This is a genomic window from Streptomyces sp. NPDC045287 (genome assembly GCF_056432325.1).
In genome coordinates, this window is the sequence record NZ_JBWKJG010000008.1 from 1 (window position 1) to 22,159 (window position 22,159).

A 22,159-nucleotide genomic window follows, 5' to 3' on the forward strand; every position below is an offset into this window, starting at 1 on the left:
CGGCGCCGGCGGCCGGGTGCTGCACCTGGCCGGCCGGCCCCGACCCTGGGTCATGACGCCCGGCTCACGGCAGGTGTACCGACCAACGTGATCGGTAACTGCTGGTACGGATTCACCCTCCCCGAGGAAACCACGACGGAGATCACCGAACGGTGGCGCGAACCACCGGGGGTGGGACCGGTCTTCTGTCTGGAGCCGGGCGGGCACGACGCACCGCACCGGGCCTGCGTGATCAGCCTGACCGTGGGAGCGGTGTGGGTGGAGTGGGCGAAATGGAACAACCCGGAACCACGGGTCCTCCTGCTGCCCGACTGCCCGGCAACCAGCCCCGACGGCATGGACGCGTGCTCGATGTACGACGAACACGAAGGCCCACACACCTGGGAGAGGATCTGAACGACCCCTCCTTGCAGACCCCACCTCCACCTCCCGCCCCCGCTGGGAAACGCACCACATCCCCTCCGGGCCCCAGCGGGAACGGCTTCCACACAGCAGCCCGGATTCCCGGGACACGCCGGCGGGGGTGTCGCTCGCGACGGCCTTCGGCCGGTCTACCGCACCCGCTCCAGCCAGCCGCCCGGGTGGCACGTGAGCCCGTACCGCTCCAGGTCGCGCCGCTGCCGGAAGCCCGCGCCGTCCGGGCCGGCCAGCCAGTCCCGCACGGCGGGCCGGACGCCGCCCGGCATGCCCGGCGGCCTCAGCTCCGGCACGTCGACGATGCCGTCCTCGACCAGGAAGAACCCGCCGACCGGCACCAGCGGCGCGAAGTTCCGCAGCGCGGCGGCCGTCGTGTCGTACGTGTGCAGGGTGTCCTCGACGACCAGGCAGCGCGCCCCGGCCGGGAGCGCCTCGCGGGTGCGCCGGGCCGTGTCCGGGTCGGTGATGTCGCCCTCCAGCAGCGTGATGCCGTCATCGTACGACGGGTCGGCGGCCGACAGGGCGGCGCGCGCCTTGTCCTGGCTCAGGTCGAGGGTGACGACCCGGACGTCGCGCGGCACGCGGCCGTACCCGGCGAGGGCGCGCAGCCGGTCGCGGAACCACAGCGCGGACCCGCCGAAGTGCGTGCCCAGCTCCACGACGACCTGGCTGCGGGAGAGCCACATCAGGTGTTCCAGCATCCGCAGGTCCTCGGGGAACTTCTTGATCCGCACCCCGGCGTAGACGTCGCGGACGTGCTGCCGCTCCCGTGCCCTCCAGTACGTGCGGACGTCGCCGTCCAGCGCCGCCTCCACGCGCGGCGGCAGCGCGTCGTCGCCTTCCGCGCGGCCCGTGTGGTCTGCACGGCCTGTGTGTTCTACGCGACCTGTGTGTTCTGTGCGGACCGTGCGCTCAGTGTGCTCCGTGTGTTCCCCGCGGTCCGCGGACTCCTCGGGCGCCTCCACGCTTCCGAGCGAACCACGCGCGCGGGCGGGTGTCTACGGTGCCTGGAGCGCCCAGCCGCGCGGGGCGGCGGCGTCGGGGGCCTGGAGGCTCAGCGGGGAGCCGTTCTCCGGGCCGGTGGGGGCCAGGGCGAGGCCCCAGCCCTTCAGGGTGAACGTGTGGGTGGCCGCGTCGGCGGACGGGGTCGGCACCCAGCGCTGGGCGTCACCGTCGACGCAGGGTCGCTGGACGACGACGGCGCCGGGGCCGAGCGGGTCGGCGGGCTGGAGGCACAGGCCCGAGTGGACGGCCCGGATCCGGACGTGGCCGTCGCCGAGGTCGTCCAGTTGCCACTGCTGGTTGGGCTGGGCGTGGCGTTCCCAGGCGATGACGGGCGCGCCGTCGTGGGTGGCGCCGGACTGGACGTCGGCCGCCCGGCCGGTCGCGGGGTCGACCAGGACGAACGTTCCGGTGGGGACGGGCGGTCGCGTCGCGGAGGGGGTCGGGGTCGGGGTGGGAGTGGGGGCCGGGACCGGGCTGCCGGAGGGCGCGGCGGCCGGGGTGGTGCCGGGGGCCGGGGCCGCCTCGGGCGCCTCCCCGCCGCCCAGGGCGGCGCCGATCGCCAGGCCCGCGACCGCGCACACGGCGATCGCGGCGGCCACGAGCACCGCCCTGGGCAGACCGCGCGTGCGGCGGGACGCGGGCGGGCGCGACGGCGGTTCGTCCTCGACGCGCGGCAACGGCCGCGTCGCCTCCACGGGCGGGGGCCCGTACGCATCTGCGGGCGGGGGCCCGTACGCGTCTGCGGGCGGGGGCCCGTACGCGTCCGGCGGGTGGGCGGACGACGGGTGGGTGGACGGGGACGGGGGGCCGTAGGGGTCCGGCGACGGGTACGCGGACGGGGACGGGGGGCCGTAGGGGTCCGGCGACGGGTACGCGGACGGGGACGGGGGGCCGTACGGGTCCGGCGACGGGTACGCGGACGGGGACGGGGACGGGGGCCCGTACGGGTCCGGTGGCGGGTACGTGCCCCGGGTCGGCGGGAGGAGTTCCGTCGCCTCCGGGTCCCACCCGTGCGGGTCGCTGCCGTGTGGTCGCTGGTTCACCCTGTTCCTCGCCCTGGCCGTGCCGTCACTCGTCGCGCCGTCCGGCGACGGTACAGTGCGACGATCGTACGAATCGATCCGCGGGGGGCTCTCATGGCACTGTTCGGCAACGCGCACACCGTCGACCCGGCGAACGCGCAGCAGGAGTACGCGCGGCTCCTCGGCCCCGACGAGCGGGTGTACGCCGCGTTCCTGCTGATCCGCGACACGGTCCTGTTCACCGACCGCCGCCTGATCCTCGTCGACAAGCAGGGGATCACGGGCAAGAAGGTCGAGTACCACTCGATCCCGTACCGCAGCATCACGCACTTCTCGGTGGAGACGGCGGGCACGTTCGACCTCGACGCCGAGCTGAAGATCTGGATCTCCGGCAGCCAGGTCCCGGTCCAGAAGACGTTCACGAAGGGCGTCGACATCTACGAGGTGCAGGCGATCCTTACGCAGTTCGTGGCACGGTGACGGCGGCGCGCCGCCGCCGTCCCGGCCGGGGCGGGCCCCGTACGTAAGCTGGGCCGATCCAGCGTGGGCGCGCGGGTGACGCGGGCGGCGACGAGGCAGGCGGGCGCGGTGATGGCGGACGACCAGCGGTGGCAGATGCGGATCGGCGAGGTGGCCGAACGGACCGGCCTGTCGCTGCGCGCGATCCGCTACTACGAGGACGTGGGGATCGCCGCCCCGTCCGCCCGCACCAAGGGCGGTTTCCGGCTGTACACCGCGGCCGACGTGGAGCGGCTGCTGGTCGTGGGCCGGATGAGGCCGCTCGGCTTCACCATGGACGAGATGCGCGACGTACTGGCCCTCACCGACCGGCTGGCCGCGCCGGACGACCCGCCGTCCGGGGAGGAGCGGGAGCTGCTGCGGGCCCGCCTCGACGCGTACCGCGGGGCCGTCGAGGCGCGGTGCGAGGTGCTGCGCGTCCGGCTGCGCAGGGCCGAGGAACTCGCCGGGGCGCTGCGCGTCCACCTGGACCCGGTCGGCTGACCCGGTCGGCTGACCAAACCGGCTGACCAGGCCGGGCGGGGCCGGGGCGCGCGGGGGCTCGGGGGCGCGCGGGGTCAGGGTCCGGCGGCCGTCCCGGGCGGCTCGTCCTCCGTCCGCGCGGCGTCGATCAGCGAGAACGGCGCGTCCCACGGGTCCAGCAGCGTCGCGGACCGGCCGGACGGGCCGTCCGCCGGCCCGGACACCACCTTGGCGCCGTGGGTCGTGGCCCGCCCGACCGCCGCGTCGACGCCGTCGACGGCGAAGTACACGCTCATGAACGGCGGCATGTCCGGCGGGAAGCCCTCCCCCATCCGCCTCCGGCCGAGCACCGGTTCGTCCCCGAGGTGGAAGACCGCGACGTCCGCGTGCCCGTCCGCCGGACGCCTCACCGCGAACGGGAAGACGGCGGGGAAGAACGCGTCGGCCTTCGCGACGTCCCGCGTGACGACCTCCGCCCAGCGGTACGCGCCGGGCACGGACCGCGCCTCGAAGCCCCGCTGGGCCTCCGGCTGCCAGACGCCGAACGCGACGCCGTCCGGGTCGCGGGCGAGCAGCGCCGGCCCGGGCTCCCCCACCACCGCCGGCCCCGTGACGACCCGGCCGCCGTTCTCCCGCACCCTGCGCGCGGCGGCCTCCACGTCGGAGGAGGCGAAGTACAGGCACCAGGTGGACCACGGCGCCTCGTCGTCCCGGGCCGGCAGGGGCGGGACGACCGCGGCGACCGCCCTGCCCCCGGCGTACGCCCGCGTGCGGTCGCCGTACTCCGCGACCCCCTCGTCGAAGGTCCAGCCCAGCACCTCACCGTAGAAGCCCTTGGCGCCCCCCAGGTCGGTGAACATCGCGTCCACCCAGACGGGCATGCCCTCGGGTTGTCCGGCCATGGCGGTCACCTCACGGGTCACGAGCGGTTTCCCTGGTCCGACTTGCCACGCTATCCACCGGTACGGGAGGGCGCGCGGCAGGTCCCGGGGGCGCCCCACGCGCGGACTACGCACGGACCACGCGCGGACCACGCACGGCCGCATCCGGCCCGCGCACAGCGCGGCGCGGCTCGGCGCGGCTCAGCCCAGCTCGGCGCGGCACGACGCGACGCGGCACGACGCGGCTCGGCGCGACTCGGCCCAGCTCGGCGAAGGACTCGACCGCGTGTGCCCGGTCCGGCCGTGGGGCAGGACCCGGGCACACGCGTTCCCGCACGGACAAGGGACTCCCCTCGTGGCCCCCTGTCCGTGTTTTTTCGAGTTAACAGTGACGTAGAGTGTTTGCGCAAGCCCGCTCCGGACCTGAACCGTCCGGGCCGGGGTCGGTACAGTACGGGCCCGTTGACTTGACCGCGCAGAAGCGGCGGACGCGAACGTGGGGACCGGGATGGACGACGGCAACGGCGGGGAGCGCACCGCGGCACCCGAGCTGAGAACGCTGCAGCAGAAGGTCGCGTACATGGTGGAGAAGACGTTCCCGGGCCAGAGGGTCTCGGGCCGGGCCTTCGCCGAGCTGGTCAGGGAGCGCGGCGGCTCCCTCTCGCACAGCTACTTCTCCAACATCCTCGCGGGCAAGGTCACCCACCCGTCCGAGGACATCCTGAAGGCGCTGGGCCTGGGCTTCGGCGTGGACTGGCGGTTCTTCAAGGAGGAGTCCGAGGTCGTCGACGACGTGGTCGCGGGGCTCCAGTTCCTCGCGAAGCGCCGTACCGGCGAGATCAGCGGCCTCGCGGGCCGGGGCGTGGACGACGCGGGCCTGCCGGCGGAGCTGCTGGAGTTCGCGCTGTCGCTGCTCAAGGAAGCGCAGGGAGAGGGCCCTTCGGAGCCTCCGGCGGGCGGCGCCGGGGGCCGTTGACGAACACGTGGCCGCGCCCGGTTGGCTAAACTCGCCGATCGCAGGTCACACACGCGTGACTCCGATCAAGAGGTCCCCATGTCCCAGCAGTCCATGCGCGCACTGCGCAGAGAGTGCGAGGCCGGACTGGCCGCCCTCCCGATCCCGGCGCCGTTCGGCATCCCGGAGCTGGTCGCCAACATGGAGGCCGCGCGGGGCCGCCGCATCGTCCTGCGGGAGCTCCCGGACCGCCTCGCGCGCGTCGACTCCGCGTGCGGACTGCGCCTGAAGACCGGCGGCACGAGCTTCGTCCTGTACCGGCGCCGCCCCACCACGTACCAGACGCAACACGTCATCCTGCACGAGCTGTGCCACGAGTGGTTCGACCACGGCACGTCCCTCGACGCCGAGCAGTTGCGCCGCCTCCTGCCGGTCTTCGACGCGTCGCTGATCTCCCGCGTGATGGAGTCGGGCACCACCGTCCAGGCGCGCGCCCAGTACGACACCCATGACGAGCGGATCGCGGAGCTCGGCGCGTCGCTGATCCCGCGCATGGCGCGGGAGGTGCCGAGCGACGACATGGTGGGGCGGCTGGCGAACTCCCTGTCCCGACCGGTCGCGCACCGCCGCCGGGGCTTCTTCCGCCGCGACTGACGGCGGGAGGAGCGCCGGTGCCGCCGGCGTCCCCCCGGTGGGCCCCCCTCCCTCCCCCTCCCCCGAGGAAGTGAATTGACCTCCCTTGACCTGGCCGGCTACCTGGTGGCCGCCCTGATGACGGCCGTGGCGCTGTGGCGGATGCCGGCGGCGCTGTGGGGCGACGAGGAGGACCGGCGCCGCCGCGCCCTGTGGGGCTGCTACGCGGGGTTCGCCGCCGCCCTGTGGACGAAGACCCACGTCGTCCGCACCAGCCTCAACAACAGCCCGGTCGTCGACCTGGCCGTCCTCATCAAGCACTACACGGCGACGATCGCGATCCTGGCGATCCTCAGCTACATCGTGGCGATCTACGGTTCGTACCCGGACGGCGGGACCGTGCCGCGCCACGTGCGCTTCGCGCGGGTGATCCAGCAGGTCGCGACGAAGGCGTCGGTGGCGACGCTGGTCCTGCTGACCGTCCTGTTCTTCACCGTCGTCGACCGCTCCGCCCCCTCGGACCGCTTCGTGTCGGACCACGCCGGGCAGTGGGGCGCGTCGCTCTACATGACGGTGTTCTACCTGTACCTGGGCGCCGCGTCGGCCGTGTGCGCGTACCAGTGGGCCCTGGCGACGGCGAACGCGCCGCTGCGGCACCTGCGGGTGGGGCTCGGGATGATGACGGCGGCGATGTTCATCGGCGTCGGGTACACGGTGAGCCGGACGCTGTTCCTGTGGATCAGCGTCGTGGAGGAGCCGACCGTCGACTTCGCGCGGACCTTCGACAAGGCGACGGAGGCGGCGCAGGTCCTGCTGTTCGCGCTGTTCGCGATCGGGGCGTCCATCCCGGCGTTCAGCACGGGCTGGCGGCGGGTGCGGCTGTGGCGGGCGCAGGTCGCGCTCCACCCGCTGTGGCGGGAGCTGATGGCGGCCTTCCCCGACCAGCCGTTCGCGCCGCCCGCGTCGCTGGCGCGGGAGCTGACCCGCTTCGGCACCCCGGCCGACCTGCGGGTCGACCGGTGGGCGGCGGACATCGCGGACGCGGTGGAGAAGCTCCGCCACCACGTGCCGGACGGGCTGCTCCCGGCGGCGCGCGAGGCGGCCGGCTCGGCGGGCCCGGTGGCGGATGCGTACTGGATCAAGGCCGCGCTGGCGGCGAAGACGGCGGGCGCCCCGGCGGGCGAGGCGGCGGACTTCGACACCCGCCAGGCGGCGGACCAGGACGGTGAGGTGGCGTGGCTGGTGCGGGTCGCCCAGGCGTACCGGTCGATACCGGAGGAGAGCGCGAGGCGGTTGCTCGCATGACGGCCACGAACCCCAACCCGGACCCGTCCACGGCCCCGTCCACGGACCCGTCCACGGACCCGAACCCGTCCACGGACCTGAACCCGTCCACGGACCTGAACGCGTCCACGGACCCGAACCCGAACCCGGACCCGCCTACGGCCCCGGACCCGGATCCGGTCGTGACCGCGGCCCGGCGGGTGACCGACGCCCTCCAGCCGCGCAACGTCCTGCTCGGCGGCATGCTCGCCATCGGCGCCTCCGCGGCCGGCCACTGGACGGGCCTCCTGTGGGGCCTGCTGGGCGCCCTGTGCGCGGGCATCGTTCCGGCCGCGTACATCGAGTGGGAGCGCGGCCGGGGCCGCTGGGGCGATCGGCACGTCGTGGACCGCACCAAGCGCGCGCCGATCTTCTTCGTGATCCTCGGCTCGATCGGTACGGGCTCGGCGCTCATGGTCCTGGGCGGCGCGCCGACCGGCATCCTGATCGCCATGCTCGCGCTGTGGGTGATGACGGTGGGGCTGCTCGCCGTCAACACGGTGTGGAAGATCTCCGTGGACTCGGCGGTCGCGTCGTCGGTGGTGACGCTGCTGGCCTGCGTCCACTCGGCGTGGTGGCTGCTCGCGTACGGCGTGACCGCCGCGGTCTGCTGGTCGCGCGTGGCGCTCCGCTACCACACCACGGCCCAGACCCTGGCGGGCGCGGGCCTCGGCGCGGCGACGGCGCTGGCGTACCTGCCGGGGTGACGCGGCCTCCCCGCGCCGCCCCGGCCGCCACCGACACGGCCCCGGCCCCACCGGTCGCTCCGGCCCCGCGTCCGGGACGGTCCCCACGACCGGCACGGCCCCGTGACCGGCACGGAGGGCGCGGCGAGTACGGCGGGCCTCGCCGGGCCGTCAGGCGCCGAGGGAGCGCATGACCTCGCCGGTCAGGCGGTCGGCGTCGTCCAGGGCGGCGTGCAGGGACGCGGGCGAGGTCCCGGCGGCGGCGAACAGGGCGTGGGCGCGCGGGGCGAAACCGGCGGGCGCGCAGGCGAGCCGACCGGCCTCGTCCACGGCGCCCTTCTCGTTCAGCACCCAGGTCCCGGCGTGGGCGTGCAGGGCGTGGACGAGGAGGCCGACCGCGCGGAAGAGGCACCCCGCGACGTAGAAGGCGTCCCCGCGCGCCGCCCCCTTGCGGGCGCCCGCCAGGATGAAGGGCGCCTCCCAGCGGGCGTTGTCGACGAGGGCGTCCCGCAGGGGGGCCGGGTAGTGCCGGACCCGCTCGCGGAGGGCCGCCAGTTCGCCGGACGGGTCGGCGAGCACCCGCCCGAGGGCCAGCTCCCCGACGTACGCGTGCGAGTACACCCCCAGCGGGTGCCCGGCCTGCGCCCCGACCTCGTACCGCCCGGCCCGGCACTGCTCCCAGATCCGGCGCACCCGGTCGAGGTCCCGGTAGATCCAGTCGATCCGCCGCCCGTCCACGGTCAGCCACGCCCCGCCGTCCACCCAGGGCCCCCAGCCGCCGGGTTCCGTCACGTCGACGGCCCCGCCGGCCAGCTCGGCCGCGAGCACCCGCAGCGCGCCGGTGTCCAGGGGCGCCCGGTAGTACAGCCCCAGGTCGTAGTCGGAGTCCGCCCGTTCCGCCCCCCGCGCCCGGCTCCCGCCCAGGCACACCCCGACGACGCCCCGCACCCCGACCAGCCGCTCCGCGATCTCCGCCACGTGTTCCATGCCCCCAGTCTGGGAGGACCGCCCCGCCGCCCGCGACGGGTTTGTCGCCGCCCGCGCCGCGGTCTAGGCGCCGAGCGCGCGGCCCAGGGCCAGGCCCGCCGCCGCGGCGCCCAGGGACGCGGCGACCGTCACCACCGCGTTGAGGGCCGCGTACCGGGGGGTGCCCGCGCGGGTCAGGAGGAGCGTCTCGTACGAGAAGGTGGAGTACGTGGTCAGCGCGCCGCACAGGCCCGTGCCCAGCAGGGCGTACGCCGGGGCCGCCACCGCCGCGCCCGCGAGAACGCCCAGGACGAGGGAGCCGAGGACGTTGACCGTCAGGGTGCCCCACGGGAAGGCCGTGCCGTGGCGGGCCTGGACCGCCCGGTCCGCCAGGTACCGCAGCGGGGCGCCCAGCGCTCCGCCCACCAGGACCAGCAGCCACGTCATCCGACCGGGCCCGCCCCGTGGGCGCGGGGCGCGGCCTCCGCGCACAGCGGCCCGCGGTGCCGCCGGTCCGGCACCCCGCCGGGGGCCGTCGGCCGCGCCACCGCGCCCGCCGGCCGGATCCACCCCGTCATGCCCGCCTCCTCCGCACCGGCGCCAGCAGGCCCCGTGTCGCCCGCGCCGCCACCGCGACCGCCAGCAGCGCCGCGACCAGCGTGCCCGCCAGGTACGCGAACGCCGTCAGGACGTGGCCCCGCTCCAGCAGCACGCGGGTCTCCAGCGCGTACGTCGAGAACGTCGTGAACCCGCCCAGCACCCCCGTGCCGACCAGGGGCCGCAGCAGGCGGTGCGGGCGCCGCACCTCGTCGAGCACCGTCATGAGCACGCCCATGAGCGCGCAACCGGCGACGTTCGTCCACAGCGTCGCCCAGGGGAACCCGCCCGGCGCGGTGGGCAGCGCCAACGCCACCCCGTACCGCGCTCCCGCGCCCAGCGCCCCGCCCAGGGCGACGGCGCCGAGCAGCGGGCCGTCGAGGGCGGCGGACCGGCGCGGGCGGACGCCACGGCCACGGGCCTCGCGCGCTCCGGGCGCGGAGCGGTCCTCCGGGGGCTTCGGGGTCACGGCCGAGCAGCCTAGTCGCCGCAGGGCCCGGTCGCGGCCGGTCCGGCGGCACCGCACAGGCCACACGGGCCCGCACACGTCACACGGGCTCACACGGGCCCCGCGGGTTCGCACAGATCCCGCGGGTTCGCACAGGCCCCTCCGGTTCGCACGCGTCGCACGAATCCGCACGCGTCCCGCAAGCCCGCACGTGTCCCGCAGGCCCGCACGCGTCGCACGAACCCGCACGCGTCCCGCGGGTCCGTCCCCGCTGCGGGCTCCCCGCCCCGGCGGGACACTGGACGGGTACGACACGGAATCCACCTGCTGGAGGCGAACCCCCATGGCTTCCCTCGTCGTCGAAGACATGCTCCGCACCTACCCCGCAGACCTCGGCGGCGTCGACCGCCAGAAGCTCGTCCGCTGCGTCGAGGAGTGCACCGCCTGCGCCCAGGCGTGCAGTGCCTGCGCCGATGCGTGCCTCTCCGAGGTCCACCACCTCGACGCGCTCGCCAAGTGCATCCGCACCAACATGGACTGCGCCGACATCTGCCAGGCCACCGGCTCCGTCCTGTCGCGCCACACCGGTTACGACGCCAACCTGACCCGCGCCGTCCTGCGCGCCTGCGCCGTCGCCTGCTCCACCTGCGCCGACGAGTGCGAGCAGCACGCCTCCCGGCACGAGCACTGCCGCGTCTGCGCGGAGGCCTGCCGCCGCTGCGAGCAGGCGTGCGGCGAACTCCTCGGCACCCTCGGGTGACCCGGTGGCCGATGCGCGCCCCCGGGTGTCCTGGTGGCCGGTGCGCACCCTCGGGTACCCCGGTGACCGGTGCCCCGGGCGGCCCCGCGCCCCCGGGCGGCCCCGTCGAGCCCCGCCCCGCCGGGTCCCGGCCGGGCGGGGCTCAGCCGGCGGTGAGGAGACGGCTCACCAGGCCGTCCACGTCCACCCGCTCCTCGCCCTCCGGCACCACCTCGTACGTCCGCTCCAGGAAGCGCGCCAGTGACTCCTCGCCCACCGTGAAGTCGGCCTCGCCGCACAGCTCTATGTGCACGCCCGGCCATATCCGGACGTCGCCCTCCCCGACCGCGCGCCGCATCCCCTCCCGCAGCATCTCCCGGTCCAACCGCCACTCCGCGTACACGTATTCGCCGTCCGTGAACGCCACGCGCACCGCGTACGGGTCGGTCTCGTCATAGGTCATGTGGGCCAGCACCGGCAGTTCGTGAAGGCGCATGAAGAGCTTGTCGTGCAGGACCGCGTTCATGGGTTCCTCCCGGGGTTCTCGGGGCGGGCTCCGAAAGAAGTTCCCTCCCAGGTGCCCCCGAGGAGCGGCCCCTATCCTGCTGACCGCGAATCGGCCCGGACCGTGACTGATTGATCAACTATCGTACGTTCAGCGTGAGATGTGTCGCATGTCGGCTTTGGAGTTCTTCGGGGAGGGGATGCCCCGCCTACCGTGGGCGGGTGCCTTCCCTGACGCCCCTCGCCGCCGTCGCCACGACGTTCGCGCCGCGCCTGGCCGAGTTCGCCTTCGAGCCCGGCTTCGCCGCCGCCGTCGACCAACACGTCGCCGCGGTGCGCGAGCGCGTCGGCGCCGCCGGCCCGGACCTCGTGCCGGGGCCGCCCGACGGGGAGGTGCTCTCCGACTACGCGCTCGGTTTCCTCGACGCCCTCGCCGAGACCGGCTGGGACGAGCCGCCGGGGTACGACTTCGCGGTGTGCCGGCTGACGGCCGTCTGCTGGCTGATACACCGCTACGACCTGCTGGGCGGGCCGGTCCGCGACGGCGACCGCACCCCGGACGCGGTCCGGGACCGGGACCGGGAGCGGAAGGCGGTCCAGGACCGGGACGCGGACCGGGACGCGGACTGACGGCTCAGATCCGGTTCGCCCCGCCCGTACCGCGGCGCTCCCGCTCCTGCTCGCGCTGCCCGGACACCGCGTCCTCACGGCCGGCCAGGTAGGCCCCGGAGCCGGTGCGGGCCTTCGAGGACTCCTGCTCGGCGGCGCTCATCCAGCGCTCCACCCGGTGCCTCATCGGGACGATCGCGCCGCCGCCGACCCCGACGATCAGGATGCCGGCCGCCGTCGCGAGCACCGCGTACAGCACGGGCTGGGTGACGGCCGTGGCGATGCCGGCCTGGCTCAGCGCGGCGATCACGCCGAGTGCGACGATCACGCCCCAGACGACGGTCGCGACCGTGTTGCCGTACGAGACGCCGGAGAGGACGCCGCGCACGACGGTGCGGACGGCGTTGGCGATGGCCATCGCGACGACCACCAGGACCAGCGCGACCAGGGCCCTCGGCAGCCAGGCGACGATGCCGTCGATCATGCCGCTGATCGGGTTCGGCCCGAAGACGCCGAAGGCGAGCTGCAGGGTGACGAGGAGCAGCCCGTAGTAGACGACCTTGCTCAGGATGCCGGTCGCGTCGTACTGCGAGTTCGCGAGCGCCCGGGAGGACCCCGCGCGCTCGCTGAGCCGCTCGAAACCGACCTTCCGCAGGACCCGGTCCACCACCTTGGCGATGACCTTGGACACGAACCAGCCGATGGCCAGGATGACCAGGAACGCCACGAACTTCGGGACGAACTGCGCGACCTTCGACCAGGCGTCGGTGACGCCCTGCTGGAAGTCCACCGCGAGAACGGTGGTCGAGGGGTACTGGGTCATGCGTGGCCCTCCGCTCGGCGAGCCCCCCATGGGACGCTTACCCCTCCGGGATACCAGCGCCGGCCCGGCCGTGCTCCCCGGGCGGCCTCCGGCAGGGCCGTCCGGCTGACGGCGGGGAGCGGGGCCCGGAAGCGGGTGCCCCGGACGGCGGGGCGGCACCACCCGGTCGGGTGGGTGCCGGGGGCGGTGGGGCGGGGGCCGTACGCCGGTTGGTGCACGCCGGGGAGCGGGGCGGGCGCAGGGTTCCTACCGTGACGGAATGATCGTCGGTTCTTCGGCCCGCTTCGCCGCGGGTCTCGTCGCCCTCCTGCTGCTCGTCCTCCTCCTGCCGTTGCTCGTGCTGTCGTCCGCCGTGTCGGTCGCCGCGCCCCGCCCGAGCGAGCCGATGCCGCCCCGCCCCGGCGCCCCCGCCGACCCGGCGCTGCTGCACCGGGACGGCACGCAGGTGCGGCTCCCGTCCGGCGTCGCCCCGCCGCCCGCCCTGTCGGCGCGCTCCTGGCTCGTCGCGGACGCCGACACCGGTGACGTCCTCGCCGCGCACAACGCCCACAAGCGGCTGCCGCCCGCCTCCACCCTGAAGGCCCTCTTCGCGCTCACCGTGCTGCCCAGGCTGTCGCAGACCGCGCGGCACACCGTGTCCGAGCGGGAGCTCGCCGGCATCGGCGCGGGCAGCAGCCTCGTCGGCGTGAAGGAGGACGTGACGTACCAGGTCGCGGACCTCTGGCGCGGGGTGTTCCTGCACTCCGGGAACGACGCCGTCCGCGTCCTGGCCGGCCTCAACGGCGGCTGGGAGGCCACCGCGCGCCAGATGGAGGCCACCGCCCGGGCCCTCGGCGCGCTCGACACGAAGGTCGTGTCGCCGGACGGGTACGACGCTCCGGGCCAGGTCTCGTCCGCGTACGACCTCGCCGTCTTCGGCCGCGAGGGGCTGCGCGACCCGGACTTCGCCCGGTACTGCGCCCTGCCGTACGCGACGTTCCCGGCGGACGGCTGGTCGTACGGCATCCGCAACACCAACCGCCTCCTCACCGGCGAGGACGGCGTCGCCCGCTACCCCGGCGTCCTCGGCGTGAAGAACGGCTACACCAGCGGCGCCGGCCACACCCTGATCGCCGCCGCCCGGCGCGGCGGACGCACCCTCGTCGTGACGGTCATGAACCCGCGCTCCGGCGGCGGAAGCGCGGTGTACGAGGAGGCCAGGCAACTGCTGGACTGGGGGTTCGGCCCCGGCGCGAAGGTCCGGCCCGTCGGGTCGCTGCTGCCGCCCGCCGCCGCGAGGCCCGTGACGTCCGCGGCACCGGAGGCACCGGTCGCGCCCGAGGCGGGCCGGGCGACGGTCGCGGGAAGGGCGCCCGGCGCGGCCCCCGCCACCGCCTCCGTGCCCGGCCCCGCCCCGGCCCCCGCCTCCGCCTCCGGTGAGGTGCCCGCCGCCGGGCCCGGGGCCCCGCTCCCCGCCCGCGGTGCGCCCGCCCGGGGCACCGCCCCGTCCGGTGGCGCCCCCGATGCGTCCGACCCCGCCGCGCCCCGCCCGGCGGCGGCGCGAACGGCGGTGGCGGCGGGCGCCGAGCCGTCGTCCAGCCCCCTGGTCCCCGTCCTCCTGGTCGGTTCGGCGTGCGCGGCCGCCGCGACCCTGTGGACGGTGCGGCGGCGCGCGGCACGCTAGGGGGCGCCGCCGGTCAGGCGGCCGGGTCGGCCCCGCTCCCGTACGGGCGGGTGATGATCTCCATGGCCTGGCGGGACGGGTCGAGGAAGTACAGTCCGCGCCCGCCGTCGTTGCGGTTGATCTCGCCGGGCCGCTCCTGGCGCGGGTCGGCCCAGAACGGGATCCCGGCCCGCCGGATCCGCTCGAAGGCCGCGTCGAACTCGGCCTCCGAGATCAGGAACGCGTAGTGCTGCATGGTGATGTGCTCCTCGGGGACCGTCGCGAAGTCGAGGGTGACCCCGTTGGCGGTCTGCACCGGGAGGAACGGCCCCGTCTCGGCGCCGACCTCCAGTCCGAGCACGTGGGCGAGGAACTCGGCGGACTCCCGCTTGTCCCGCGCGGCGACGATCGTGTGGTTGAGCTCTACCGGCATGGTGGAATGCCTCCGTCAGGCATCTCGCGGACACCTCCATGCCTCACCCGGTCGGTGACCGGCACGCGATGCCGCGCCGTCGAGCCTAGGAAGACCGTCCCGCGGGTGTCGAGCGCTTTTCGGTCAGCCCGAGCGCCCACCGCTGCGCCGACTCCAGCGGCCCCGCCGGGAACCGCCGCAGCCACAGCGACGACGCGACGAGCAGCAGGACACAGACCGCGGCCCACAGGCCCATCACCCACCACGGCTCCCAGCCGCGGCCCCCGCCGCCCAACCGCGCCGCCAGCCCGAGGCCGAACCCGTACGAGACGAGGACGCACAGCAGGTTCTGCAGGACGTACCCGGACAGGGCCGTGCGGCCCAGGGACGTGAGGCCCCGCGTCAGCGGGCCCGGGCGCCGGACCCGGTCCACGACGGCGCCGACCAGGCCGATGTACCCGACCGCGACCAGCGGCGCCGCCCCGTACCGGCCCAGCAGGAACCAGTCCTCGCCGCCCGCCGCGCACGCCGCGTTCAGCGGCACGCCCAGGCCGAGGCCCCACCGCAGCATCCGCGCCCGGATCCGCCGCCCCGTCCCGTCCGCGCCGAACGCCCCCGCCCGCAGCAGCCGCACGCCCAGCAGGAACAGGAACAGCAGCAGGCCGAAGGTGAGGACCGGCTCCAGCCGCAGGGCGACGGCGTTCTCCAGCCGGAACGCGACCTGGTCCGCCCAGCTCCCGTGCGCGTACAGGTCCACGACCTCCGGCGACACGCCGTCGCCCCCGTCCCCGTACGCGACGAGCGCGGCCGTCAGCAGCCCCATCAGCGTCAGGTGCAGCCCGGCCGCCCACACCGCCGCACGGCGGCGGGCCCGCGCCGAGCGGGTCAGCAGCCAGGCGGTGAACAGGGCCGTCACGGCGTACCCCATGAGCACGTCCCACGCGAAGACCAGCAGGAAGTGCAGGGTGCCCTCGACGAAGAGGAACAGCGCCCGCCACCGGTACCGGCCCGGCCACGGCTCGCCGCGCCGCTCGGCCGACCGGTACTGGATGGCCAGCCCCGCGCCGAACAGGATCGTCAGCAGCGACAGGAACTTGCCGTCCGCGGCCAGCCGGAACACGGCCTCCGCCACGTCCCCGGCCGCGCCGGTCGACCCGCCCGGTGTCGTTCCACCGGTGAGGACGCCCCACTCGGCACCCGGACCGGTGAAGATCCACACGTTGGTCATCAGCGTGCCCAGGATCGCGACCCCGCGCAGCACGTCCAGCAGCGGCATCCGCCCGCCGGCCCGGCCACCGGTCCCCCCGCCGGCCTCCGCCCCGCGCGCTCCGGTGCCCGCGGCTCCCGCAGGGCCCGCCGGCCCTGTCGGCCCTGCCGATCCCGTCGTCCCCGTCGTTCCTGTCGTCATGCGTCCCATCGTCCGCAGGGCCCTGCCCCGGTGCGTCGTGTCCGGGGACGAACCGCCGCTGCGCCGAAGGATGTAGTCCGTGCCGCCGCCGGTACGGGTCCTCCTGCCCGCGACGTACACCCCGGCCGCCGCGCGCCCTGCTCCACCCACCCCTCGGGCGGCCCGGCGGCCCGGCCGTCGTCGGCGGTGGGCCGGCCGTCGCCGGTGGCGGCCCCGTGGCGGTGGGGGTGCGGCGGTGGGGGCACGACGCCCGCACGCCGTGGCCGGCGGCCGTGTCGGCGGTGGGCTGCCGGGACGCCACGACCGGGACGGCCGACCCGGGGACCCGGGGATCCGGAAATCCGGAGTAGGGAACGACGCGGGAGGAGTGAGGGACCACCGGAAGGGGTGAGGGACCGCCGGGAGGCGTGAAGGGCCGCCGGGAGGAGGCGGTGGTGGCGCGGGGTGTGGTCAGGTCGGCGCGGTGGCGCGCGACGCGGGGCGGTGGGCAGGCCGCGCGCCGGTTCCCCGCCGCGCACCATCGCTCCCGGCGCTCATGCGGCGACCGGCAGCCGTACGTTCTCCACGAACGCGAGGAGGTTGGTCCGCATCCGCTCGATCCGTTCCTCCACACCGAGCGACTCCTCGTAGCGGGTGCGGAGCGCGGGCTGCCGCTTGCCGCGCACGTACAGCGAGCAGGCGAGGTCGGAGCAGACGTAGATGCCGACGGTGTTGCCGTCCCGGCCGGAGGCGCCCGCGCGCGCCGCGGCGAGCAGCGTGACGCCGGAGGAGGCGTGCCCGGTGAGGCAGATCCGGCAGAGGCTCGACTTCACGGCGCTGGTACGGGCCTTCTCCGGCACCCGCAGGGTGATCCCGACGGGGCCGTCGCCCGCCTGCCCCGGCACGGCGCCCGGGGGGAGGACGATGTGGGCGCGGAGGGGGGCGCCGGGGTCGCGCCAGCCGAGGAAGTCCAGGTCGTCCCAGGGGAGGTCGGCGAAGTCGGCCGGGAGCTTGAGGCGGGCCGCGTCGCCCTTGGAGCAGTTCACGAAGGACGCGCGGATCTGTTTCTCGGAGAGGGGTTCCACGTGGTCCGACCGTACGGGACGCCTGGGGTGGTACGCATGTGATTTTCCGTTTGGTTCGCTTTCCGTGGGTACTCGGTCGCCATGAGTACACAGACGGCCGCCGGTTCCGGCGGCGGCACCCAGACGCCCTCTTCCCCCCAGCCGATCTCGCTCTTCCGGGACATCCAGGGCAGAGTCCGCACGTGCAGGCCCGCGCGCACGGACAGAGAGTCCGAGGACCCGGCGGCGCGGGAGTGGCACATCGTCCTGGGCGAGGACTGAACCCGGCCTACCCCGTCAGGTGCGCGTAGCTCCGCGGGTGCTCCGCCAGGAACTCCCGCAGGGTCATGGGCGCGTGTCCCGCCAGCCGCTCGACGGTGTCGGAGACCGCGCCCAGCTCGCCGCGGGCGACCGCCTCGTACGAGCTGACCCAGCCGTCGACCTCCCACGGTTCGGCGCCGTACCCCGCGCGCGACGCGTACGCCTCGTCGCGGGTCTCCGGGACGTAGCGGACGGTCCGGCCGGTGGCCCGGGACATCTCCTCGGCCGCTTCGGCGAGGGTGAACGCCTCACCGCCCGTCACGTCGTACGCGGCGCCGTCGTGCCGCCCGTCGCGGGCGAGCAGGACCGCCGCGGCCACGTCGGCGACGTCCTCGTGCGCGACGGCGGCGACCCTGCCGTTCCCCGCCGGGCCGCGGATGACGCCGTCCCCGCCGGTCATCGCGGGGATGCCCGCGAGGTACCAGTTGTCGCGGAGGAACGTGTGCGCCAGGCCCTCGTGGGCGCGGACGTACTGCTCCGTGTGCCAGTGGTCGCGCGCGAAGGTGAAGGTCGCGTCGGGCGCGGCGCCCTGGAACGACAGGTACACGATCCGCCCGACCCCCGCCGCCACGGCCGCGTCGACGGCCGTGCGGTGCTCCGCCACGCGGCCCGGGCTCTCGTGCGCCGACACCAGGAACAGCGTGTCGGCCCCGTCCAGCGCGGCCCGCATCGCCTCCCCGTCCCCGTACGCGGCGGGCGGCGCCTTCACGGCCCCCGGCACGTCCGGCAGCCGCCCGGGGTCCCGCCCCACCAGCCGCAGGGGCACCCCGGCCGCGCCCAACCGGTCGGCCACCCGCCGCCCGACCCGTCCACTGGCCCCGGTCACGGCCACGACGTCATCGCTCATACGGACCAGTCTCCGTCCCGCGCCGCCCGCCGGCACCCGGAGCGGCACCCGGGCGGCCCGTACGATCCACGCGGTCCGTCCGGCTCCCGTGATCTGGGCGGTCCGTCCGGCCCGCGCGTTCCGTGCGGCCTGTGCGTCTACGCGGCCTGTGCGTCTACGCGGTCGACCCGGACCTTGCGGTCCACCCGGCCCGTGCGGTCCGCCCCGCTCGCGCGGCCCGTGCCGGCCGCCCGGCCCGTGCGCCCCGTGCGAAGACCTCCGCCCGGGGCGCGCCGGCACGTCCGGGCGCTACTCGGCGTCCCCGCCCTCCAGGTTCCCCTCGGTCTCCAGGTACACCTGCTTCAACGCCTCCAGCACCTGCGGGTCCGGCTTCGCCCACATGCCGCGGGACTCGGCCTCCAGCAGCCGCTCCGCGATGCCGTGGAGGGCCCACGGGTTGGCCTCCTGGAGGAAGGCGCGGTTCTCCGGGTCGAGGACGTACGCCTCGGTCAGCCTGTCGTACATCCAGTCCGCGACGACGCTCGTCGTGGCGTCGTACCCGAAGAGGTAGTCGACGGTCGCCGCCAGCTCGAAGGCGCCCTTGTAGCCGTGGCGGCGCATCGCCTCGATCCAGCGGGGGTTGACGACGCGCGCGCGGAACACGCGGGACGTCTCCTCGACCAGCGTCCGCGTCCGCACCGTCTCGGGGCGGGTCGAGTCGCCGATGTACGCCTCGGGTGCCGTGCCGCGCAGGGCGCGGACGGTGGCGACCATGCCGCCGTGGTACTGGAAGTAGTCGTCGGAGTCCGCGATGTCGTGCTCGCGGGTGTCCGTGTTCTTCGCGGCCACGGCGATCCGCCGGTACGCCGTCTCCATCTCCTCGCGCGCGGGCCGCCCGTCCAGGCCGCGGCCGTACGCGAAGCCGCCCCACACCGTGTACACCTCGGCGAGGTCCGCGTCGGTGCGCCAGTCGCGGGAGTCGATCAGTTGGAGGATGCCCGCGCCGTACGTACCGGGGCGGGAGCCGAAGATGCGGGTCGTGGCGCGCCGCTCGTCGCCGTGGACGGCCAGGTCGGCCTGGGCGTGGGCGCGGACGTGGTTCTCCGCGGCCGGTTCGTCCAGGGAGGCGACGAGCCGCACCGCGTCGTCCAGCAGCCCGACCGTGTGCGGGAACGCGTCGCGGAAGAAACCGGAGATGCGCAGCGTCACGTCGATGCGGGGGCGGCCCAGCTCGGCGAGCGGGATGGGCTCCAGGCCGGTGACGCGGCGCGAGGCGTCGTCCCAGACGGGGCGGACGCCCAGCAGCGCCAGCGCCTCCGCGACGTCGTCGCCGCTGGTGCGCATCGCGCTGGTGCCCCACAGGGACAGGCCGACCGAGGTGGGCCAGTCGCCGTTGTCGGCGCGGTACCGCTCCAGGAGGGAGTCGGCGAGGGCCTGCCCGGTCTCCCAGGCGAGGCGCGACGGGACGGCCTTCGGGTCGACGGAGTAGAAGTTCCGGCCGGTCGGCAGGACGTTGACCAGGCCGCGCAGCGGGGAGCCGGACGGGCCGGCCGGCACGAAACCGCCGTTGAGGGCGTGCACCGCGTGGTCGAGCTCGGCGGTCGTCGCGGCGAGGCGCGGCACGACCTGGCGGGCGGCGAAGTCGAGGACGGCGGCGACCTGTTCGCCGTGGCCCTCCGCCACGGACGCGACCGCGGCCGGGTCCCAGCCGGCCTCCTCCATGGCCTCGACGAGGGCGCGGGCCTTCGCCTCCGCCTCGTCGGCGGTGGTGCGGGTCGCGGCGGACTCGTCCAGGCCGAGCGCCTCGCGCAACCCGGGCAGCGCCTGCGTACCGCCCCAGATCTGGCGGGCGCGGAGGATGGACAGGACCAGGTTGACCCGCTCGGGGCCGGTCGGGGCGGTGCCGAGGACGTGCAGGCCGTCGCGGATCTGGGCGTCCTTCACCTCGCACAGCCAGCCGTCGACGTGCAGGAGGAAGTCGTCGAACCCGTCGTCGTCGGGCCGGTCCTCCAGGCCGAGGTCGTGGTCGAGGCGGGCGGCCTGGATGAGGGTCCAGATCTGCGCGCGGATCGCGGGGAGCTTCGCCGGGTCCATGGAGGAGATCTGCGCGTACTCGTCGAGCAGTTGCTCCAGCCGCGCGATGTCGCCGTAGGAGTCGGCGCGGGCCATCGGCGGTACGAGGTGGTCGACGAGCGTGGCGTGGGCGCGGCGCTTGGCCTGGGTGCCCTCGCCGGGGTCGTTGACGAGGAACGGGTAGATCAGCGGCAGGTCGCCGAGGGCCGCGTCGGGGCCGCACGCGGCGGACAGGCCGGCGTTCTTGCCGGGCAGCCACTCCAGGTTGCCGTGCTTGCCGAGGTGGACCATGGCGTCCGCGCCGAAACCGCCGTCGGACGCGGGTGTGGCGATCCACCGGTAGGCGGCCAGGTAGTGGTGGGACGGCGGCAGGTCCGGGTCGTGGTAGATCGCGATCGGGTTCTCGCCGAAGCCGCGCGGCGGCTGGATGAGGACGAGCAGGTTCCCCCGGCGCAGCGCGGCGAGGACGATGTCGCCCTCGGGGTTGCGGGACCGGTCGAGGAACATCTCGCCGGGCGGCGGGCCCCAGTGCTCCTCGACGGCCGAGCGCAGCTCCTCCGGCAGCGTCGCGAACCAGCGCCGGTAGTCGGCGGCCGGGATGCGGACCGGGTTGCGGGCCAGTTGCTCCTCGGTGAGCCAGTCCTGGTCGTGACCGCCCGCCTCGATGAGGGCGTAGATCAGCTCGTCGCCGTCGCCGGACGCGAGGCCCGGCACGTCCTCGTCGCCGAAGTCGTACCCCTCCTCGCGCAGCCGGCGCAGCAGGGCGACGGCGGAAGCGGGCGTGTCGAGGCCGACGGCGTTGCCGATGCGGGAGTGCTTCGTCGGGTACGCGGAGAGGACCAGCGCCAGGCGCTTCTCGGCGTTGGGGATGTGCCGGAGCCGGGCGTGGCGGACGGCGATCCCGGCGACGCGGGCCGCGCGCTCGGCGTCGGGGACGTACGCGGGCAGGCCGTCCTCGTCGATCTCCTTGAAGGAGAACGGGACGGTGATGAGCCGCCCGTCGAACTCGGGTACGGCGACCTGGCTGGCCGCGTCGAGCGGGGACAGGCCCTCGTCGTTCCCCTCCCAGTCGGCGCGCGAACCGGTGAGGCACAGCGCCTGGAGGACGGGCACGTCGAGGGAGGCGAGCGCGCCCGCATCCCACGCCTCCTCGTCCCCGCCGGCCTGGGCCTCGGCGGGCTTGGTGCCGCCGGCGGCGAGGACGGTGGTGACGACGGCGTCGGCGCCGCGCAGCCGGTCGAGCAGCTCGGGCTCGGGGGCGCGCAGGGAGGCGACGTACAGGGGGAGGGCGCGTCCGCCGGCGTCCTCGATGGCGTCGCACAGGGCGCCGACGAAGGCGGTGTTGCCGCTCATGTGGTGGGCGCGGTAGTAGAGCACGGCGACGGTCGGGCCGTCGGTGGCACGGGGGGTGCGCTCCAGGGGGCCCCAGGTGGGGGCGGCGGCCGGCGGGTCGAAGCCGTGGCCGGTGAGGAGGACCGTGTCGGACAGGAACCGGGCGAGCTGCTCCAGGTTGTCCGGGCCGCCGTGGGCGAGGTAGGCGTGGGCCTCGGTGGCGACGCCGATGGGGACGGTGGACGCCTCCATGAGCTGTGCGTCGGGCGCCTGTTCGCCGGTGAGGAAGACGACGGGGCGGTCCTGGGCGCGGAGCAGGTCGATGCCCTCCTCCCAGGCGCGCAGTCCGCCGAGGAGGCGTACGACGACGAGGTCGGCGCCGTCGAGGAGGCCGGGCAGCTCGTCGATGGGGAGGCGTGCGGGGTTGGCGAACCGGTACTCGACCGGGCCTCCGGCCGCGCGGGCGCTCAGCAGGTCGGTGTCGGAGTGCGACAGCAGCAGGATCACGGCGTG

Annotated in this window: 25 protein-coding genes; 11 read left to right on the forward strand and 14 right to left on the reverse strand. The window is 75.3% G+C overall.

From position 1 onward, the window contains the following. The first annotated feature begins 87 nt into the window (after positions 1-87). Positions 88-396, forward strand: a complete 309-nt coding sequence (locus AC07D6_RS15010; protein WP_479044547.1) for a hypothetical protein — start codon at positions 88-90, stop codon at positions 394-396. Between the two features lie 155 nt (positions 397-551). Here the strand turns inward: AC07D6_RS15010 and AC07D6_RS15015 are convergent, their stop codons facing one another. Beyond that, positions 552-1,232, reverse strand: a complete 681-nt coding sequence (locus tag AC07D6_RS15015) for a CmcI family methyltransferase (RefSeq protein ID WP_479044549.1) — start codon at positions 1,230-1,232, stop codon at positions 552-554. 183 nt (positions 1,233-1,415) lie between these two features. Then, entirely contained in the window at positions 1,416-2,465 is a 1,050-nt protein-coding gene (locus AC07D6_RS15020) for an RICIN domain-containing protein (protein ID WP_479044551.1), read from the reverse strand. Between the two features lie 93 nt (positions 2,466-2,558). Between AC07D6_RS15020 and AC07D6_RS15025 the strand changes: the two genes are divergently transcribed. Next, positions 2,559-2,924 (forward strand): PH domain-containing protein, encoded by a 366-nt coding sequence (locus AC07D6_RS15025; RefSeq protein WP_315877688.1) that lies wholly within the window; start codon positions 2,559-2,561, stop codon positions 2,922-2,924. Between the two features lie 111 nt (positions 2,925-3,035). Continuing rightward, positions 3,036-3,446 carry a MerR family transcriptional regulator gene (locus tag AC07D6_RS15030; protein ID WP_479044963.1) on the forward strand — a complete coding sequence of 137 codons (411 nt, stop codon included), beginning with the start codon at positions 3,036-3,038 and terminating at the stop codon, positions 3,444-3,446. A 74-nt stretch (positions 3,447-3,520) separates the two neighbouring features. Here the strand turns inward: AC07D6_RS15030 and AC07D6_RS15035 are convergent, their stop codons facing one another. Then, entirely contained in the window at positions 3,521-4,327 is an 807-nt protein-coding gene (locus AC07D6_RS15035) for a VOC family protein (protein WP_479044965.1), read from the reverse strand. Positions 4,328-4,814: 487 nt separating this feature from the next. On the opposite strand from AC07D6_RS15035, the gene AC07D6_RS15040 reads away from it, so the two are divergent. The 4 genes from AC07D6_RS15040 (at position 4,815) to AC07D6_RS15055 (ending at position 7,924) form a co-directional block, all read left to right on the forward strand. Further along, complete coding sequence (locus tag AC07D6_RS15040) at positions 4,815-5,282, forward strand: hypothetical protein (RefSeq protein WP_315877690.1); 468 nt, start codon at positions 4,815-4,817, stop codon at positions 5,280-5,282. A gap of 78 nt (positions 5,283-5,360) precedes the next feature. Then, a complete protein-coding gene (locus tag AC07D6_RS15045; RefSeq protein WP_479044554.1) occupies positions 5,361-5,915 on the forward strand; it encodes a toxin in 555 nt (184 codons plus the stop codon). Between the two features lie 75 nt (positions 5,916-5,990). Further along, positions 5,991-7,199 (forward strand): MAB_1171c family putative transporter, encoded by a 1,209-nt coding sequence (locus AC07D6_RS15050; RefSeq protein ID WP_479044557.1) that lies wholly within the window; start codon positions 5,991-5,993, stop codon positions 7,197-7,199. Continuing rightward, a complete protein-coding gene (locus AC07D6_RS15055) occupies positions 7,196-7,924 on the forward strand; it encodes a hypothetical protein (RefSeq protein ID WP_479044559.1) in 729 nt (242 codons plus the stop codon). Before AC07D6_RS15050 ends, AC07D6_RS15055 begins: the two co-directional genes overlap by 4 nt. 150 nt (positions 7,925-8,074) lie before the next feature. Here AC07D6_RS15055 and AC07D6_RS15060 read toward each other — a convergent pair whose 3' ends face one another. The 4 genes from AC07D6_RS15060 to AC07D6_RS15075 form a co-directional block, all read right to left on the reverse strand. Beyond that, positions 8,075-8,890, reverse strand: coding sequence for a DUF4037 domain-containing protein (locus AC07D6_RS15060; RefSeq protein ID WP_479044562.1), 816 nt, complete (start codon positions 8,888-8,890; stop codon positions 8,075-8,077). Positions 8,891-8,953: 63 nt separating this feature from the next. Further along, positions 8,954-9,316: a fluoride efflux transporter CrcB gene (crcB, locus tag AC07D6_RS15065; protein WP_479044564.1), complete on the reverse strand. Its 363-nt coding sequence runs from the start codon at positions 9,314-9,316 to the stop codon at positions 8,954-8,956. Beyond that, complete coding sequence (locus tag AC07D6_RS15070; RefSeq protein WP_479044566.1) at positions 9,313-9,447, reverse strand: hypothetical protein; 135 nt, start codon at positions 9,445-9,447, stop codon at positions 9,313-9,315. The genes crcB and AC07D6_RS15070 overlap by 4 nt, the downstream gene beginning before the upstream one ends. Further along, positions 9,444-9,935, reverse strand: coding sequence for a FluC/FEX family fluoride channel (locus AC07D6_RS15075; RefSeq protein ID WP_479044568.1), 492 nt, complete (start codon positions 9,933-9,935; stop codon positions 9,444-9,446). Before AC07D6_RS15075 ends, AC07D6_RS15070 begins: the two co-directional genes overlap by 4 nt. Before the next feature lie 322 nt (positions 9,936-10,257). On the opposite strand from AC07D6_RS15075, the gene AC07D6_RS15080 reads away from it, so the two are divergent. Further along, positions 10,258-10,674 carry a four-helix bundle copper-binding protein gene (locus tag AC07D6_RS15080; protein WP_479044571.1) on the forward strand — a complete coding sequence of 139 codons (417 nt, stop codon included), beginning with the start codon at positions 10,258-10,260 and terminating at the stop codon, positions 10,672-10,674. A 142-nt stretch (positions 10,675-10,816) separates the two neighbouring features. Here AC07D6_RS15080 and AC07D6_RS15085 read toward each other — a convergent pair whose 3' ends face one another. Further along, positions 10,817-11,179, reverse strand: coding sequence for an SsgA family sporulation/cell division regulator (locus AC07D6_RS15085; RefSeq protein WP_315877698.1), 363 nt, complete (start codon positions 11,177-11,179; stop codon positions 10,817-10,819). Between the two features lie 200 nt (positions 11,180-11,379). Between AC07D6_RS15085 and AC07D6_RS15090 the strand changes: the two genes are divergently transcribed. Then, entirely contained in the window at positions 11,380-11,787 is a 408-nt protein-coding gene (locus AC07D6_RS15090; RefSeq protein ID WP_479044574.1) for a DUF6401 family natural product biosynthesis protein, read from the forward strand. Between the two features lie 4 nt (positions 11,788-11,791). Here AC07D6_RS15090 and AC07D6_RS15095 read toward each other — a convergent pair whose 3' ends face one another. Beyond that, positions 11,792-12,589 carry a mechanosensitive ion channel family protein gene (locus AC07D6_RS15095; protein ID WP_479044576.1) on the reverse strand — a complete coding sequence of 266 codons (798 nt, stop codon included), beginning with the start codon at positions 12,587-12,589 and terminating at the stop codon, positions 11,792-11,794. A 259-nt stretch (positions 12,590-12,848) separates the two neighbouring features. Between AC07D6_RS15095 and AC07D6_RS15100 the strand changes: the two genes are divergently transcribed. Then, entirely contained in the window at positions 12,849-14,252 is a 1,404-nt protein-coding gene (locus AC07D6_RS15100; protein ID WP_315877701.1) for a D-alanyl-D-alanine carboxypeptidase family protein, read from the forward strand. 13 nt (positions 14,253-14,265) lie between these two features. Here the strand turns inward: AC07D6_RS15100 and AC07D6_RS15105 are convergent, their stop codons facing one another. From AC07D6_RS15105 to AC07D6_RS15115, 3 genes are all read right to left on the reverse strand, one after another. Then, on the reverse strand, positions 14,266-14,664 hold the full coding sequence (locus tag AC07D6_RS15105; protein ID WP_315877702.1) for a VOC family protein: 399 nt from the start codon (positions 14,662-14,664) through the stop codon (positions 14,266-14,268). 85 nt (positions 14,665-14,749) lie between these two features. Next, the gene (locus AC07D6_RS15110) at positions 14,750-15,919 is read right to left on the reverse strand and encodes a DUF418 domain-containing protein (RefSeq protein WP_315877703.1); all 1,170 of its coding nucleotides are present in this window, start codon (positions 15,917-15,919) and stop codon (positions 14,750-14,752) included. A 665-nt stretch (positions 15,920-16,584) separates the two neighbouring features. Continuing rightward, positions 16,585-17,115 (reverse strand): FBP domain-containing protein, encoded by a 531-nt coding sequence (locus tag AC07D6_RS15115; RefSeq protein ID WP_315877704.1) that lies wholly within the window; start codon positions 17,113-17,115, stop codon positions 16,585-16,587. Between the two features lie 81 nt (positions 17,116-17,196). Between AC07D6_RS15115 and AC07D6_RS15120 the strand changes: the two genes are divergently transcribed. Continuing rightward, a complete protein-coding gene (locus AC07D6_RS15120) occupies positions 17,197-17,376 on the forward strand; it encodes a hypothetical protein (RefSeq protein ID WP_315877705.1) in 180 nt (59 codons plus the stop codon). Positions 17,377-17,383: 7 nt separating this feature from the next. On the opposite strand, the gene AC07D6_RS15125 is transcribed toward AC07D6_RS15120, so the two are convergent. Both AC07D6_RS15125 and cobN read right to left on the reverse strand, forming a co-directional pair. Further along, a complete protein-coding gene (locus tag AC07D6_RS15125; RefSeq protein WP_315877706.1) occupies positions 17,384-18,262 on the reverse strand; it encodes an NAD(P)H-binding protein in 879 nt (292 codons plus the stop codon). 288 nt (positions 18,263-18,550) lie between these two features. Next, positions 18,551-22,153 carry a cobaltochelatase subunit CobN gene (cobN, locus tag AC07D6_RS15130; RefSeq protein ID WP_479044581.1) on the reverse strand — a complete coding sequence of 1,201 codons (3,603 nt, stop codon included), beginning with the start codon at positions 22,151-22,153 and terminating at the stop codon, positions 18,551-18,553. Positions 22,154-22,159 lie beyond the last annotated feature (6 nt).